Source organism: Oligella sp. HMSC05A10 (assembly GCF_001808335.1).
Taxonomy (GTDB): Bacteria; Pseudomonadota; Gammaproteobacteria; order Burkholderiales; family Burkholderiaceae_B; genus Oligella; species Oligella urethralis.
The window spans coordinates 129,591-146,041 of the sequence record NZ_KV792937.1 but is presented as its reverse complement, the minus strand read 5'-3'; the positions used below and the strand labels follow the sequence as shown (position 1 = coordinate 146,041).

Genomic DNA, 16,451 nt, shown 5'->3' with positions numbered 1-16,451 from the left:
CAGGCCCTTGCGCTTAATACGCCTTAAGGGGCCTGCGTCCAGGTACTACTTAGTTAAGGTAAAACCACGAAGGCGCGGACTGAATGCCTGCTCCAATAATGATTTTAATTGCTCATTGTGTAAGGCTAAATAACCCACTGCCGGTGAAGCAGAAGCGGCACGACCAGCATAGCCCAACTTCTGACCCGCAGACATATTTTGATAAATATGATGTTGGATATAGAACCAAGGACCTTGGTTTTGTGGTTCATCCTGAACCCAAACAATTTCTTTGGCATTAGGGTATTGCTGTAATTCAGCCTCAAATTCCTTGTGCGCGAATGGATACAATTGCTCAACCCGAACAATGGCCACATCATTCGCCTCACGCTCAGTGCGCTGATTCACTAAATCGTAGTAAACACGCCCTGAGCAAACTAAGACACGATTGACCTTGTCTTTAATAATGTCAGGATTGCTCTCACCAATAATGAGCTTAAACTCACCTTCAGCAAAATCGCTGAGCGGTGATGTAGCATCCTTATTGCGTAGTAAAGACTTAGGCGTAAAAATCACTAAAGGCTTACGGAACTTGCGGATCATCTGACGACGCAGCAAGTGGAAAATCTGCGCGGCATTGGTCGGCTGTGCACATTGAATATTATGATCGGCACATAGCTGCAAGAAGCGCTCAATACGTGCTGAGGAGTGCTCCGGTCCTTGACCTTCATAGCCATGTGGCAGCATCATTGTTAAGCCACAATGACGACCCCATTTGGCCTCACCAGAGGTAATAAACTGGTCAATCACGACTTGCGCACCGTTGACGAAGTCACCGAACTGCGCCTCCCAAATGGTTAAGGTATTTGGCTCAGAACATGCATAACCATACTCAAAACCTAGTACCGCTTCCTCGGATAAAACAGAGTCAATCACGGTAAATTTAGGCTGATCCTCAGCTAAGTTCTGTAAGGGGATATAGGTACCCTCATCCCAACGCTCACGACTCTGATCATGGAATACCGCATGTCGGTGCACGAAAGTACCGCGACCTGAATCCTGACCGGTAATACGGATTGGATAACCGTTAGATAAAAGGCTGGCAAAAGCTAAGTGCTCACCCATACCCCAGTCTAAATTCATCTCACCATTGGCCATGGCACGACGATCGTTAAGCAAGCGCTTAACTAACTGGTGTGGCGTAAAGGTCTCAGGAATGGTTGTAATCGCTTGACCTAAGCGCTGCAATTCAGAAATCGGGAGGGCTGTCTCTGCATGGTCGGTCCATTTTGCAGTTAGGAAAGGCGTCCAGTCAATCGCATACTTACGCTGGTAGTCAGTTAAGACCGGCTCAACGGTGCGATTACCCTCTTCCATCACCTGACGATAGGCCTTAACCATCTCCTCAGACTCGCCCTCTTCGAGTACGCCCTGCTTTAATAGCTTATCCGCATACAGCTGACGCGTACCTGGGTGCTTAGCGATTGTTTTATACATCAAAGGCTGAGTCAAGGATGGGGTATCCTGCTCATTATGACCTAATTTACGGAAACAAATAATATCAATCACCACGTCATGACCAAACTCCTGACGATAATCCACCGCCAAACGAGTGGCAAAGGTCACCGCTTCAGGATCGTCGGCATTAACGTGGAATACCGGCGCCTCAATCATTTTGACAACGTCGGTACAATACAGTGTAGAGCGTGAGTCACGCGGATCGGAGGTGGTAAAACCGATCTGGTTATTAATCACGACGTGAATGGTACCACCCACAGAGTAACCACGGGTTTGAGACATATTCAGCGTCTCTTGCACCACCCCCTGACCGGCAAAGGCGGCATCACCGTGCACTAATACTGGCAACACTTGCTGAGTATTACCGTTGCGACGCTCTTGACGGGCACGGGCACTACCCTGAACCACCGGATTAACAATTTCTAAGTGTGACGGGTTAAAGGCTAGGGTCAAGTGAATCGGACCGCCCTTGGCGTCAATATCGCTAGAGAAACCGCTGTGATACTTAACGTCACCGTCAGTTAAAGCACCGTCCTGCTTGCCCTCAAACTCAGCAAATAAATCACCGGGCATCTTACCCATGATGTTAACTAACATATTTAAGCGACCACGGTGCGCCATCCCGACAACCACATCTTGCGTGCCGTGACTACTGGCATGGTTAACCAGTTCATCCATGGCCGAGATAAAGCTCTCGCCGCCTTCAAGAGAGAAACGCTTTTGCCCCACATAACGAGTATGCAAATAACGCTCCAGACCCTCAGCCTCGGTTAATTGCTGCAAGATGCGCTTTTTCTCGGCATCGGTCAACAAGGCACTAGACTGCGATGACTCAACCCGCTCCTGAATCCAACGCTTAGCCTTAGGATCGGAGATATGCATATACTCCACACCAACGCTACGACAGTAGGTATTACGCAGCGCTTCGATCAGCTCGCGTAAGGTCATGTGCTCGTTTTTAGTGAAATAGGTATTGGTCGCAGAGAAGGTCTCGTCTAAATCGGCTTCAGTTAAACCGTAAAATGCTGGATCCAACTCAGGAATCTCTGGCCGCTCAGTTCGCTTTAAGGGGTCTAACTGTGCATAGCGCAAACCTAATGAACGGTAGGCTGCGATTAACTGCTGCACCTTAAGCTGCTTACCCGCCATCTCCATACTAAGCTGGCTATCTGCCTTCACGGCAAGACGATTTTCCCGGGCGCGTTGAACAAAGGATGCAATCACAGAGGAATGGTTTTGATCGCGAGTCTCTGCTTTACCATCTGTCGCAGGCTGATCCTGTAACTGATCGAAGTAATCTCGCCAATACTCTTCGACGCTATTTGGATTTGCCAAATAAGCCTCGTAAAGCTCCTCTACATAAGCGGCATTACTGCCGAAAAGGTAGGAAGAAATATTTTTCTCTAAAAAAGTTGACATTATGCCTCACCGTTTTAAGTGTTTCACCGAAAAGGATGCAGATTGTGAAGTAACCTTCCGCGTACGGCCTTCACCGATAGGCGGATAGCAAGGGTCCCTAAAGACTACCTGTACAAAAAGCAAAAGTAAGGGGATAGAACCCATCACCCCAATATACTTCACATCAGTATAAACTAGTCTAGCACTTCTGTCTTATAAATAGCACTCAGAACCTTTATAAAACCCGCCTCTCTCAGTGTTTTCCATAAGTTCTATAGCATCAATGCTAGTAAAAAAACAACTTTTTACTCAAGTAAATTTTTGATAGATGGTTGGAGCAGTTTCTTAAACTTTTTTACCGATGATCATGCGCTTTAAGTTTTCCCCTATACTAGAAAAACGCCTTAGCATTTAAAATACTTGGCTAAGCAAAAAAAATTGCATCGTTTACTTTTTTAAATTTATCAGTTCTGTTGGAGAGCATTTTATGGTTGAGAAAAACAAACTAAGTCAAATGGCTTTGGACTATCACGAGTTTCCCCGTCCAGGTAAAATTTCCGTCACCCCAACCAAGCCACTCGCCAATCAGGATGATTTATCACTAGCCTATTCCCCTGGCGTCGCATCTGCGTGTATGGCGATTTTTAATGACGGCGAACAGGCCGCCGCCCGCTTTACCTCCCGTGCCAATCTGGTGGGCGTGGTAACTAACGGTACAGCCGTTCTCGGTTTGGGTAATATTGGCCCGCTAGCGGCAAAACCTGTGATGGAGGGTAAAGGCGGTTTATTCAAAAAATTTGCCGGGATTGATGTTTTTGATATTGAGCTTAATGAAAAAGACCCGGAGAAATTAGTCGATATTATCGCTGCACTAGAACCGACCTTGGGCGGCATCAATCTGGAAGATATTAAGGCGCCTGAGTGTTTTTATATTGAAAAAGCCTTACGTCAACGCATTAATATCCCCGTGTTCCACGACGATCAGCACGGCACTGCGATTATCTCTGCAGCTGCGATTATTAACGGCCTAAAACTTGTTAATAAAGCCATTGATCAAGTAAAACTCATTTGTTCCGGTGCTGGCGCTGCGGCTATTGCGTGTTTGGATTTATTAGTCAGCCTCGGTCTTAACAAAGAAAATATCTATGTTTGCGATTCGCGCGGCGTCATTTATGAGGGACGCGAGGAAAATCTTGAGGAAAATAAGGCTCGCTACGCACAAGTCACCGAGCTGCGCACCCTCGGCGATGCTATCGCCGGTGCGGATATCTTCCTGGGTTGCTCAACCAAGGGGGTTCTCACTCAGCATATGGTTAAATCCATGGCTGAGCAACCATTAATCCTAGCCTTAGCTAACCCCGATCCTGAAATTACGCCTGAAGAGGCCAAGGAAGCACGTCCGGACTGCATTATCGCCACTGGCCGTTCAGACTATCCGAATCAAGTGAATAATGTACTGTGCTTCCCCTTTATCTTCCGTGGCGCCCTGGACGTAGGTGCAACCTGCATCACCGAAGAGATGAAAATGGCTTGCGTACACGCCATTGCCGAATTAGCCCAAATTGAGACGAATGAAGAGGTAGCCAGTGCCTATGCGGGTGAGGACTTAAACTTCGGCCCCGAGTATATTATTCCCAAGCCCTTTGATCCACGCCTGATTATTACCATTGCGCCAGCGGTGGCACAAGCAGCCATGGATTGCGGTGTGGCGACTCGTCCGATTCAGGATATGGAAGCCTATAAAGCTCGCCTCAATGCCTTTGTTTATCAATCCAGCCAGTTAATGCGTCCGCTGTTGAAGCTGGCAAAAAATCAACAGCAGCGAGTGATTTTTGCTGACGGTGAGGATGAGCGTGTGTTACGTGCTGTGCAGACGGTGCTAGATGAAAAAATCGCCAAGCCTATTTTAATTGGTCGCCCTGAAGTGATTCAAATGCGCTCCAAAAAATTGGGGCTACGCTATTTAAGCCACCCCGATCTAGAGGTGGTTGACCCGGAGCATGATGAGCGCTTTAACGAGGTCTGGCCGCATTATCATCAATTGATGGCTCGTCGCGGAGTCACGCCGGATGTCGCCAAAGCGATGGTACGTAAGCACAATACCATCATTGGTGCACTGATGATCGAGTTAGGCTATGGTGATGCCATGATTTGCGGTGTCAATGCCTCCTTCAACAATCAGGTCGATTATATCCGTGATATCACAGGCTCCTCACTAAAAAGCGGCACCATGGCTGCGATGAATGTGATTTTCAGCTCGGACTACACACTTTTCCTCTGCGATACCCATATCAATGAGGATCCCACGGCCGAGCAAATTGCAGAAATTGCGCTGATGGCCGCAGAAAAAGTCAAACGCTTCGGTATGGTCCCTAAGATAGCCTTAGTGTCACATTCAAATTTTGGTAATCGTCGTACTGCCTCGTCTATTAAAATGGCCAAGGCCCGAGAAATTCTGGCAGAAATTGCGCCGGACTTGGAGATGGATGGTGAAATGCATGCCGATGCCGCACTCTCCGAAAAAATTCGTAAAAGCTCCTTACCAAGTAGCAGCTTAAGCGGTCAGGCCAATGTCCTCGTCATGCCAAATCTAGATGCAGGTAACATCACCTACAATCTCTTAAAAATGACCAGTGGTGGTATTGTGCTGGGTCCCGTGCTCTTAGGCACAAATAAAGCCATCCATGTTCTGACCACTAGCACCACCACACGCCGCATCATCAATATGGCAACCTTGGCGGCGGCTGATGCCCAAGGTGAGACCAGGGTGCCTGAGGGGCTAATTGAGTCTAAAATTCAAAGTGCGGTTAAAAAAACCGACAGCGAATAATACTAATTTGTTGTAATTACGAGCAAGAGGACCACCCCAGGTCCTCTTCTTGTTTAAGATCATAGTGCTTTGTTTTAGGAAGTAAAAGAGGAAATTATCAAAAATGGCTTATGATTTAGGAAAACTCATTCTACGCCTTAGCTTAGGGGTGTTGCTTTTACTTTATGGCTTTCATAAGGTTAAGTATGGCTTAGGGCATATTCCACACACGCTTAACGCACACGGCTTACCCCCATTTTTAGCTTATGGCGTGTACATCAGTGAAGTGATTGCACCATTGATGCTCATCGTTGGCTTATATACACGCGTGGCAGCCGGGATCATTGCCTTTAGTATGAGTATTGCAATTATTTTTGTGCATGCATCGCGCTTGACTGCCCTCAATAGTAGCGGCGGCTCGGTGATCGGCTTAGAGTATATGTTTTTGGCAGCGGCCATCTGCATTATGCTCATTGGCGCTGGTCGTTTTAGCCTCAACACCCCCTATAACTAAGGCTCAAAACGGAGATTTTCTGCGGCTTGGGGTAGATCCCTTAACATATCACTCAAGCCGCTTAACTTCGCAGGACTCCTTGCTACATCCTGCGCCATCGCAGTCCAGCGAAAAACAATGTTCTCGCTAATCTCCCCCGTCAACACATCATATAATGCGTCCAGATTCATGGCACAATTCGCAGGTAGCTGCACGACCGCAGCTAAACGTCGGTAGAAGTCCTCAAGCGATTGAATCCCATCAAGCTGAATAATATGGGGCGTCTTAATGCATTTATCAGAAGTAGCAGGCAGCAGCCTATTTTTGCGCTGCCACTTTTTTAATTGGCGTGCATTATAGCGGCGTTGCTGCTTTTTGGATAGACTTAATGACATGCTGGCACCCGTTCAAAGCTTTCATAATGATCAATGGTGACAAACATATGATCCGCATCTTCATAGACTAGACGCTTCATATTACGCTTTGTACCCAAATAATCCAAATCCGCCTCATAATACCTAGCAGCGGGTAAGCGCTTTTCATAATTACCAAAATGATCACCACCTAGGGCTCTGCCACGTAACTGGGCAATATCATTAAAGGCTCTACCCGGCTCCCAGCCTAAGCGACGCGCCTCTTTTTTGCTCAAGAACTTGGGCGGCAACTTCGCTTCGTCTCGCAGAGAGCGTACGATAGCACTTAACTCAATCACATTAATCTGCCCCTGCAACTTTTCTAGATTAAAAATGGCTAAAATCACTTCACAACGTTGATTTGCCTCTTCTAAAGAGATTAATGGCTCGCCCTGATTAGGATCGCTTTGCACCCGCGCTAAGGCATGGGCATGGTTCAGCACTGACAACAACAGCAAGATAAAAAAAGTTGCGACGATTTTCTTAACTAAAGAAATGCTCGACACGTGATTTATTCTTAAGGTAGTGGAATTAATCATGATCAACCTTGTCCTAGTAAAGGAATGATATTTATTCACTCCTATTCCTTTTGCTAGACGCCTATTTTATAATCAATTTAGCTTTATAGACGTATTTCAACCATTATAAGTATAGTTCACAGGATAGTTCATGAAGTCCATTATTAATTTTCTAATCCTTTTGTTGGTCATTGCCGCCATTGGATTCCTAGTTTGGTTCGCCGTCGATAAATCACTGTTTGGTGATGCTGAACAGCAAATTCCTCCACAGGAGGAACTCGTGCTTCCAGCCGCTCCTCCCCCAGTGACTGCAACCACACCTCAAGAAATTAGCCCAGAGGAGGCTTTCGGGGCAACCGCTAGCAGTGATGACACAAAGGCGAGTAAGACCAGTTGCAGCAAAGCAGCTGAGACTATCGGTGTGATTTATGATATGCATATAGAGGGTAAATCGACCGAAGCCATCACGCAGTACCTAGCCGGTTTAGATGAGTTTACGCAGGATGATATTGAGATGTTCTCACAAATTACGGAAAGCATCAAAAGTGCCCCTAGCGATCAGTTACTCTCTCGCCAAGCGATGATGGAGCAGTTCAAACAGCAATGCGAAGCTGCCGATAGCAACTAATACATCCCCACAATGACAAAAGCCCGGTTTGAAACCGGGCTTTTGCACTTAATTGCGAGCTAATTACTTCGCAGCTTGATTAGTTTGTGGCCACACTGAATCAACTACCGCAGAAGCAACGCCTTCATTGCTAACACGGAATAAGAATAGGTTAGCTGATTGACGGATACCGCTGAAAGAAACGGCCTCTGTCTGGTTGCTAGCACGGTTGATGGCAGCAATTGCATAACCACGGTTATCAGGTACTGCATCTAAAGCTGCTTTAGCCTTGTCGTTAACATTAAGCGCGATGTAGATATTATTATTTTGGTCAGCAACGATGTCATGCGAAGTAACCTCTGCCGCTGTGAATACAGGAGTAGCTGACACATAAATCGTTTGCTGCTCGCTAATTTGTACAGGACGGAAACCTTGAACTGGCGTCACAGAAGCTTGGTAAACCTGTAATGCTGACTCAGCTTGTACTGTTTGTGCTGCATCAGCTTGCGCTGTGGTCGTACCAGTAGTTTGGCAGCCAGCTAAGGCGAAAGCCACTGGTAAAACCGCCAATGCTAACTTGCGAGATAATTTCATAATCGTAGTTCCTCTTAATTTATTAAAAAAATTTGATCCGCTGATATGCCTGCAGCGCTACCAAAACATTTTAAAGTTACATCATATAGAGTGAGAACTCAAGTGATCAATAATAAAACAATGTATAAAATATTAACAGTTTAGGATACTACATCCTAAACTGTTAATGAATTTTAGACTAATTAGGCAGTAGCGACAATTAGCGGATTAAATCAGCCGCATCACGTGCGCTCACCAGCGTAGGCATTGGCATCAATAACACGCTGTCCATCAGATTGCTATTGGCACCCTCAACAGTAGAAATCACATTGCCATTAATACTCGCTAAGATATGGCTATAGCCCTTACGAGCTTTGCTAAGTTTAGCAATTGAATCAGGCTTTAGACGTAGGGCTAAGGCCGGTTCATCCGATAGTGTTTTAGCAACAAAAGCATTTTGGATATCATCACGCTTTAGCACAATACCGCTAGTGTAGTATTGCGTATCACCCACCTTAAGTGATTGCTCCTTGGCTGATTTTTTAGCATTCTTACTACCTACGTAAATTGCTAACTCATTCGTGCCCTGGCGCTTAGCGATCACAGGTGACACTGGAGCAGCTTGGGGCGTTTTAGCCGCCACCGCTTTCTGATCGGCATCTGCCGCTTCATTGGATTTAAAAGCAAAGGTCTCACAAGCAGATAAAGCTAGGACGACGGCAGATAAGGTGGCAAATTTTAATGCGCGTTTGTATTGCATAGATGGATCCTCTTTGAGGCTTTAAATTAATTTGAAAATGTAAAAAATTATTTAAATTTCAATGATTTAGATGGTGAATCTAAAACTTTACTTGAACTTAGTTGGATTATACAAGAAAGGCAACAAAAGCAAAATGAATTTTGTGTATCATGGTTTTACTAAGCATTTTTCAATTAATGATAATACGCTTGGCAGCGATCCTTATCATGTAAATCAATGGTCTCAATCGAGTCTCTCAAACTAATTTTTTTAGCGACTAAACCGCCGTATTGCACCGGTCCCGTAAAGGGTTTGGTATCTAACCAGTACATCCTGGCAGACAAATAGTAGTCGCCCCGCGGCACATCGGTAAACACAAACTGCCCGTATTGATTCGTCTTAACCGTGCGAATACGTGAACGATAAGCCTCACTCACTGGGCCGCTCAGCACATTACCACGACGGCAAACCTCCTCAAACCACTGGGTGCTGCTCGCAGAAACTGGATTTAAAATCACATCAATCAAAGCCCCTGTACGCTCACCGTAGTTTTTATAATCACTGATAAAAGCACGTCCCACCAACTGTGTATAATTACTACCCTGACGGATATCAGCCGGATTAAAAGCTAGCCGCGGTACTTGCTTACGTACACCGTGATCGATGCTACCAAGCTGCTTAGTACTTGAACAGGCTGTCAATAAACACAGTGCAGCCAATGATAAAAACTTAGGATTGCGAAGATTAATCATAAACTTAATGCGCCAAATCAGCGCAGTAGAAATCGTTTCTAGCGAAATATTGATTTTACAAAAGATTGCCCAAACTGTGCGCAAGAACAGTTGCTTAAGCGCTTTATTTCTTTGATTTAGCAGCTTTGTATTGACGATCTAAATCACGCAAAAAAGCCATTTTTTCACCAATACGTATTTCCAAACCACGCTCAACCGGTTGATACCAAGACGGTTTGGCCATGCCATCCGGCAGGTACTGCTCAGCCGCTGCATAGCCATGCGGCTCATCATGCGCATAACGATAAGCCTTGCCATGGCCTAACTCCTTCATCAGCTTAGTTGGTGCATTACGTAGATGGACTGGTACCGGGCGACTTTTATCCTTTTGCACAAAGGCTTTGGCGCGATTATAGGCCATATAGGCGGCATTACTCTTAGCCGCAACAGCCAGATAAATCACCGCCTCCGCTAGCGCCAACTCGCCTTCGGGGCTACCCAAACGCTCATAGGTCGTGGCCGCATCATTACAAATTTGTAAGGCACGCGGATCCGCTAAACCAATATCCTCCCACGCCATACGAATAATGCGTCGTGACAAATATCGTGCATCGGCACCCCCATCCAGCATGCGACAGAGCCAATAAAGAGCGGCATCCGGATCGGAACCACGCACTGATTTATGTAGTGCACTTATTTGGTCGTAAAAGGCATCCCCACCCTTATCGAAACGACGCAAATTATTAGGTAAGGACTGCTCTAAATAGGATTCATTAATTTCTGTGATGTGAGCGCTTTCCGCCGATTCTAATACCACCTCAAGCACATTAATGAGACGGCGTGCATCACCGTCAGCCCATGCCACCAATTGCTCGGCAGCCACTTCATCGATCTGGATAAGCTTAGCCTCGACACCACGCTCATCTGCTGTGCTTTGAAGACGCTGGTTATACAGCTTCAACGCACGTACCAGTAACTCCTGTAGGTCGGCTTCGCTGATGGACTCTAATACATAAACCCGCGCTCTAGACAATAAGGCCGAATTCACCTCAAAGGAGGGATTTTCAGTAGTGGCACCGATAAAAGTAAAAAGACCACTTTCCACATAAGGTAAAAAGGCATCCTGCTGCGCCTTATTAAAGCGGTGCACCTCATCCACAAAGAGGATGGTTTTGCGACCTTGACTCTGGGCTATTTTTGCTTGATCGACCGCATCCCGTATATCCTTCACCCCGCCCAATACGGCAGAAATGGCAATAAACTGCGCATCAAAGCCATTAGCCATTAAACGAGCTAAGGTGGTTTTACCCACGCCTGGTGGCCCCCAAAATATCATGGAGTGCGGGCGGCCCGCTTCAAAAGCAACACGCAAAGGCTTGCCCTCACCCAATAAATGCTGCTGCCCGACGACTTCATTTAAAGTGGTTGGGCGCATTTGTTCGGCTAAAGGCGCATGCAGATTAGAATATGCTTGACTTAATAAATCAGACAATGCCTTCTCGTATCAATCACATATTAACCACGTCCACACCGGCGGGCGCTTTAAATGTAAACTCACTCGCCGGGATGCGAGCGTTGGCTTTGAAATTTCTAAGCTTGATCGTCGTTGTTTGACCAAAGGAATCACGAATACGTAATTCGGCCGGTAAGTTATTGGCAAAAGCAATATCCATAAAAGCCATGCCCTGATCGGCTACCTTAGGCGTTGCTCTCAACCAGACCATACCATCACGTTCAGGCAACACCTCAACGCTAAAATTATCGTCTAAGTTACTATTACCAAAAAGAATTGAGGCTGGTGAGGCACCCACCGAATCTTTGATATTGCGTACGGTGACTTGCGCCAAATCCGGGTCATATTGATACACCCGCTGACCATCGGAAATCACCTTTTGTTCATAAGGCTTGCTCACATGCCATACAAACTTACCGGGACGCTCAAAACTAAAGGTGCCAGACTGTGTTTTTTGAGCATTAGTACCACCGCCTTGTTGAGCAAATTGCCCCGTGGCGGATTTGATATTTTTCACAAAATCCCTTAGTTGCTGCTTAGCATCCGTTTGGGTGGTGTTTTTGACGTCGGGGATTTTAGTAAATTGGATATCACCTAAATCCACCGCCTGCCCGGCCCCTTCCTGAAAAGTGTCTGGGTTCACAGTGAACTGGGCCATTGCCGTACCACTACCCAAGGCTAAGAACAGGGTCAGTGATAGGCTTAATTTCTGTAATTTATTCATTTAAAAACCCTTTAGGAAAGCATGAACAAAGCTTGTTTTTAACAGGAAATGCGGCAGCGCAATGGAAGTATTAGTAACTAAGCGTAATTAAGCCTCAGCATCCTCATCGGCACCCGTATTAGCCGGTACTAAAATCTCACGGCTATTATTGGCACCCATCGCTGACACAATACCCGCTTGCTCCATTTGTTCCAATAAACGGGCAGCACGGTTATAACCAATACGTAACTGACGTTGCACCGAGGAAATCGAAGCGCGGCGCGTACGTAAGACAATATCGACCGCCTGATCGTAGAGCGGATCCGATTCACTATCGGCAAAACCCGTCACACTACCTAGACCATCACCAGTCTCACCAGCCACGCCACCCTCTAACACGCCATCTACATAATCCGGCTCACCTTGCTCCTTGAGGTACTCAACCACGCGATGTACCTCATCATCCGACACAAAGGCACCGTGTACTCGTTGTGGTAGGCCAGAGCCGGGGGGCATATAAAGCATATCACCCATCCCCAACAGCGATTCAGCACCCATCTGATCCAAAATGGTCCGTGAATCAACCTTAGATGACACCTGGAATGCAATACGCGTCGGGATATTGGCCTTAATCAGACCAGTAATCACATCCACACTAGGACGCTGAGTCGCCAGAATCAAGTGAATACCGGCAGCGCGCGCCTTTTGGGCTAAACGAGCTATCAACTCCTCAATCTTTTTACCCTGCACCATCATTAAATCAGCTAACTCATCAATGATCACCACGATCATGGGTAGCGTCTTTAAAGGCTCAGGTGAATCTGGTGTCAAGCTGAATGGATTATCAATGGTTTCACCGCGCGCCTCGGCTTCCTTAATCTTGCTGTTATAGCCGGCGATATTACGGACACCCATTTTACTCATCAGCTTATAGCGCCTTTCCATCTCGCCCACACACCAATTAAGCGCATTACTTGCTTGGCGCATATCCGTCACAACAGGTGCTAATAAATGCCCAATGCCCTCATAAACACTCATTTCGAGCATTTTAGGGTCAATTAGAATCAAGCGCACCTCCGAGGGATCGGCTTTATACAATAAGGACAAGATCATTGCATTAATACCAACGGATTTACCGGAGCCAGTGGTACCCGCAACCAGCAAATGCGGCATTTTAGCTAAATCTGCAACAATGGGATTACCAGCAATGTCCTTACCCAAGGCCACGGTCAGTAGTGATTTACTTTTTTCATAGGCCTGCGAACCGATAATCTCTGCTAGTCGTACAATTTGGCGACGCGGATTAGGTAACTCAATCCCCATCAGGTTTTTACCCGGGATAGTCTCAACCACACGCAAACGCACCATACTCAAAGCACGTGCTAAGTCCTTACTCAAATTGACAATTTGTACGCCCTTAACCCCGGAAGCGGGCTCAATTTCATAGCGCGTAATCACCGGACCTGCCTGAGCAGCAACCACTTCAACCTTGACATTAAAGTCACTCAACTTCTTCTCAATCAAGCGTGAGTTATACTCGATGGTATCCTCGCCTACCGGCTCCACAAACTCTGTTGCTGGATCGAGTAGCTCTAAGCCGGGTAGATCACCGCTAGCTGCATAACTCGGTGTGGCTTTACTAGGGGCTTTAGCCGCCTTAGTTGGCGCTACGGTCATACCTCTACTAGCGCTAGCGTCACTTGCAGTAGGTTCTGGCTCCGATACAGCGGCTGCATGATTATCAAACAGCTTGGCCTGCTTTGCTTCAATCGCCTTAGAAGAGATCGGAAAGGCTTTGATCGGCGGTTCAATTTTCAATGGGCGATCGGCTGGTGGCAACTGCTCCTTGTGTGCCGTAATTTGCTCATCCATCTCCTCTTGGGCCGCTTCACCAATACGGCGGTCTATGCGTTCGGCACGAAGTCGATCAAACTTAGTAAATAGACCGGCAATCGTGCTACCCAATCGCTCCGCCAGATTAAGCCAAGAAAAATTAAAAAACCAACTAAAACCAAAAAAGAACATCGCCGCCATCGCAAATAGCGCCGGCGCACTGCCAATATTACGAATTAACAGCCCCGAGAATAGGGCCCCTAATACACCACCAGCATGCCCCGGTAGCTGCTCACCAACACTTTGCAACTGAGTGCTTTCTAAACCGATAGAGCCTAATATCAGCATAATAAAACCAATCGGTACATGCCATTTTAAGCTTGGCAAAACCTGCTCTGGATCTAGATTAGCGTAACGGCTCATCAAGGTTTTGTAGCCCACAAATAAGCGCTGGAGGCACAGCACGACTAGCCACCAGGCAGAAAAGCCTAATAAGTACAATAAAATACTTGAAAAATAAGCACCAAAGGCACCGAAAGCATTTTGAATCTCATCACTGCCAGAGGTACTGACCCAGCCCGGGTCGGTGGCATGCCAAGTAAATAACATCACTGCCAAGGATACCGCAGCAATCAAATACAGTACCCAACGCGCCTCACGCAACATCATCATAAAGCGTGAGTTCATCAATACTTGCTCAGGCGATCGCAGGCGGATATTACGCTTACCGCGACCAATGTAAGGGGTTTTAGAAGTTTTAGCCATAGCCATATATTATAATTGGACTTACAATGATTTTTGTAAAAATTAAGTTTAGTGATATTAATGATGAAAAATGATAATCATGCCAAGGTAATCATCCTAGGTTCTGGTCCGGCAGGCTATACAGCCGCCGTTTATGCCGCCCGAGCCAACCTGCAACCCCTGTTAATTACAGGCCATGCTCAAGGCGGTCAGTTAATGACCACCACCGATGTGGACAACTGGCCAGCCGATTGGGATGGCGTGACCGGCCCTGAGTTAATGAGCCGCTTTCTTAAGCACGCCGAGCGCTTTAATACCCAGATCGTGTTTGACCAGATTGATCGGGTTGAGCTAGCCAATCGTCCATTTAAACTGTACTCTAACATGGGCAACGAGTATAGCTGTGATAGTCTAATTGTTGCCACCGGTGCATCTGCTAAATACCTTGGTCTTGAGAGCGAGCAAGCCTATATGGGTCAAGGTGTATCCGCATGCGCTACCTGCGATGGTTTCTTCTATCGCGATCAGGATGTGATTGTGGTAGGCGGTGGTAATACAGCCGTTGAAGAAGCACTTTATCTATCCAATATCTGCGCTAATGTCACACTCGTGCATCGTCGTGACCAGTTCCGTGCCGAAGCTATTTTGGTAGATAAGTTAATGGATAAAGTGGAAAACGGCAATATTAAATTAGCCCTGTTCCATACCCTTGACAAGGTTCTGGGTAATAAAAACGACGGCGTGACAGGTGTCCGCTTAAAAAATACCCAAAGCGGCGAGACTCAGGAACTGTCCGTGAGCGGTGTTTTTATTTCGATTGGCCATCATCCCAATACCGATATTTTTGAAGGACAATTAGCGATGGACGGCGGTTTTATTATTAATAAAACCAATCCACAGCTACTTACCATGACCTCAGTGCCAGGTGTTTTTGCTGCTGGGGATGTGGCGGATAATATCTACAGACAAGCTATCACAAGTGCCGCTACTGGCTGCATGGCAGCCCTGGATGCACAGCGTTGGTTGGATACACAAGGTGAAAACAAATCTTAAAGGCTCATTACAGGACTTAAAAAAGCTTAGTAAGCAACTGAGCAAGGAGCGCATCGCCCAACAAAAAGCCGTCGCAGCCGCCGAAAAAAAACAGCAGCGATTGACAATGGCGGTGACAGATGAGGATCGCAAGCTTTTTCTTGCTTCCATTCGCGGCACCAAGCGACTGGAAGCAAGCAATCGCATTGAGGCGCAGCCACCTATCAGCAGCACGCGAGAACGAGCGCTTTTTAATCAAAAACGTGCGCAAGCCGAAGGCAAGGAAATCATCGCACCCGAGCGTAGATCAACAGCGGCTGCGTCACACCTGCCCGCACATGCACAAGCCGCTGCCAGCGGTGAGGTGGCACGCTTTGTCAAACAGGTGGCGCAACAGGATGAAGGGATTTTTTTACGTCATGCCGATGGCGCCGATGTGATTAAAAAGCTGCAACGTGTTCAATGGCCGGTGGAAGCTACGCTTGACCTGCACGGTGCCAATCTCGATGAGGCGGCCGAACGCTTTGACCGCTTTATGCAGAGCTGTATAGAGCATAGCGTGCGCTGTGTTTGTGTCATTCATGGCCAAGGCTACGGCTCCAAAAATAATCAACCGGTACTCAAGGATGCGGTACGGCGTTGGCTGCGCGACTTAACCGCAGTCACTGCCTATATCCCTGCCCCGGAACACATTGGCGGTGCAGGTGCGGTGTTAGTGCTGCTCAAGAACCGACCATAGCTTTGTCATACAATTAGTAGCCATCAGAGCGGCTAGAAAATAAGCAATAAAAAAGGGCGAACTCACAATGAATCCGCCCTTTGCGCTGTTTTTATTGTACCGTGCTACT

The 16,451-nt window shown here is 46.8% G+C and carries 14 protein-coding genes; 5 read left to right on the top strand and 9 right to left on the bottom strand.

Going from position 1 to position 16,451, the window contains the following annotated elements; all coding sequences use genetic code 11:
* Positions 1-45 precede the first annotated feature (45 nt).
* Complete coding sequence (locus HMPREF3144_RS08495) at positions 46-2,916, bottom strand: 2-oxoglutarate dehydrogenase E1 component (protein WP_070477423.1); 2,871 nt, start codon at positions 2,914-2,916, stop codon at positions 46-48.
* Between the two features lie 466 nt (positions 2,917-3,382).
* Between HMPREF3144_RS08495 and HMPREF3144_RS08490 the strand changes: the two genes are divergently transcribed.
* The gene (locus HMPREF3144_RS08490; protein WP_018026735.1) at positions 3,383-5,725 is read left to right on the top strand and encodes an NADP-dependent malic enzyme; all 2,343 of its coding nucleotides are present in this window, start codon (positions 3,383-3,385) and stop codon (positions 5,723-5,725) included.
* A 103-nt stretch (positions 5,726-5,828) separates the two neighbouring features.
* The gene (locus HMPREF3144_RS08485) at positions 5,829-6,218 is read left to right on the top strand and encodes a DoxX family protein (RefSeq protein ID WP_070477422.1); all 390 of its coding nucleotides are present in this window, start codon (positions 5,829-5,831) and stop codon (positions 6,216-6,218) included.
* Here the strand turns inward: HMPREF3144_RS08485 and HMPREF3144_RS08480 are convergent.
* On the bottom strand, positions 6,215-6,592 hold the full coding sequence (locus HMPREF3144_RS08480; protein WP_070477420.1) for a barstar family protein: 378 nt from the start codon (positions 6,590-6,592) through the stop codon (positions 6,215-6,217). The genes HMPREF3144_RS08485 and HMPREF3144_RS08480 overlap by 4 nt on opposite strands.
* Positions 6,583-7,149 carry a ribonuclease domain-containing protein gene (locus tag HMPREF3144_RS08475; protein WP_070477418.1) on the bottom strand — a complete coding sequence of 189 codons (567 nt, stop codon included), beginning with the start codon at positions 7,147-7,149 and terminating at the stop codon, positions 6,583-6,585. Before HMPREF3144_RS08475 ends, HMPREF3144_RS08480 begins: the two co-directional genes overlap by 10 nt.
* 130 nt (positions 7,150-7,279) lie before the next feature.
* On the opposite strand from HMPREF3144_RS08475, the gene HMPREF3144_RS08470 reads away from it, so the two are divergent.
* Entirely contained in the window at positions 7,280-7,756 is a 477-nt protein-coding gene (locus tag HMPREF3144_RS08470) for a hypothetical protein (RefSeq protein ID WP_018026731.1), read from the top strand.
* Between the two features lie 63 nt (positions 7,757-7,819).
* Here the strand turns inward: HMPREF3144_RS08470 and HMPREF3144_RS08465 are convergent, their stop codons facing one another.
* The 6 genes from HMPREF3144_RS08465 to HMPREF3144_RS08440 form a co-directional block, all read right to left on the bottom strand.
* On the bottom strand, positions 7,820-8,329 hold the full coding sequence (locus tag HMPREF3144_RS08465; protein WP_018026730.1) for a hypothetical protein: 510 nt from the start codon (positions 8,327-8,329) through the stop codon (positions 7,820-7,822).
* Positions 8,330-8,528: 199 nt separating this feature from the next.
* On the bottom strand, positions 8,529-9,068 hold the full coding sequence (locus tag HMPREF3144_RS08460) for a hypothetical protein (RefSeq protein ID WP_018026729.1): 540 nt from the start codon (positions 9,066-9,068) through the stop codon (positions 8,529-8,531).
* A gap of 173 nt (positions 9,069-9,241) precedes the next feature.
* A complete protein-coding gene (locus HMPREF3144_RS08455) occupies positions 9,242-9,883 on the bottom strand; it encodes a prealbumin-like fold domain-containing protein (protein WP_036558766.1) in 642 nt (213 codons plus the stop codon).
* Between the two features lie 19 nt (positions 9,884-9,902).
* Positions 9,903-11,213: a replication-associated recombination protein A gene (locus tag HMPREF3144_RS08450; RefSeq protein WP_048766950.1), complete on the bottom strand. Its 1,311-nt coding sequence runs from the start codon at positions 11,211-11,213 to the stop codon at positions 9,903-9,905.
* A gap of 73 nt (positions 11,214-11,286) precedes the next feature.
* Positions 11,287-12,015, bottom strand: coding sequence for an outer membrane lipoprotein periplasmic chaperone LolA (lolA, locus tag HMPREF3144_RS08445; RefSeq protein WP_070477416.1), 729 nt, complete (start codon positions 12,013-12,015; stop codon positions 11,287-11,289).
* Positions 12,016-12,102: 87 nt separating this feature from the next.
* Positions 12,103-14,592 carry a DNA translocase FtsK gene (locus HMPREF3144_RS08440; RefSeq protein ID WP_141742760.1) on the bottom strand — a complete coding sequence of 830 codons (2,490 nt, stop codon included), beginning with the start codon at positions 14,590-14,592 and terminating at the stop codon, positions 12,103-12,105.
* 63 nt (positions 14,593-14,655) lie between these two features.
* Between HMPREF3144_RS08440 and trxB the strand changes: the two genes are divergently transcribed.
* Positions 14,656-15,624, top strand: a complete 969-nt coding sequence (trxB, locus tag HMPREF3144_RS08435; RefSeq protein WP_070477488.1) for a thioredoxin-disulfide reductase — start codon at positions 14,656-14,658, stop codon at positions 15,622-15,624.
* Positions 15,608-16,342 (top strand): Smr/MutS family protein, encoded by a 735-nt coding sequence (locus HMPREF3144_RS08430; protein WP_048766941.1) that lies wholly within the window; start codon positions 15,608-15,610, stop codon positions 16,340-16,342. The genes trxB and HMPREF3144_RS08430 overlap by 17 nt, the downstream gene beginning before the upstream one ends.
* Positions 16,343-16,451 lie beyond the last annotated feature (109 nt).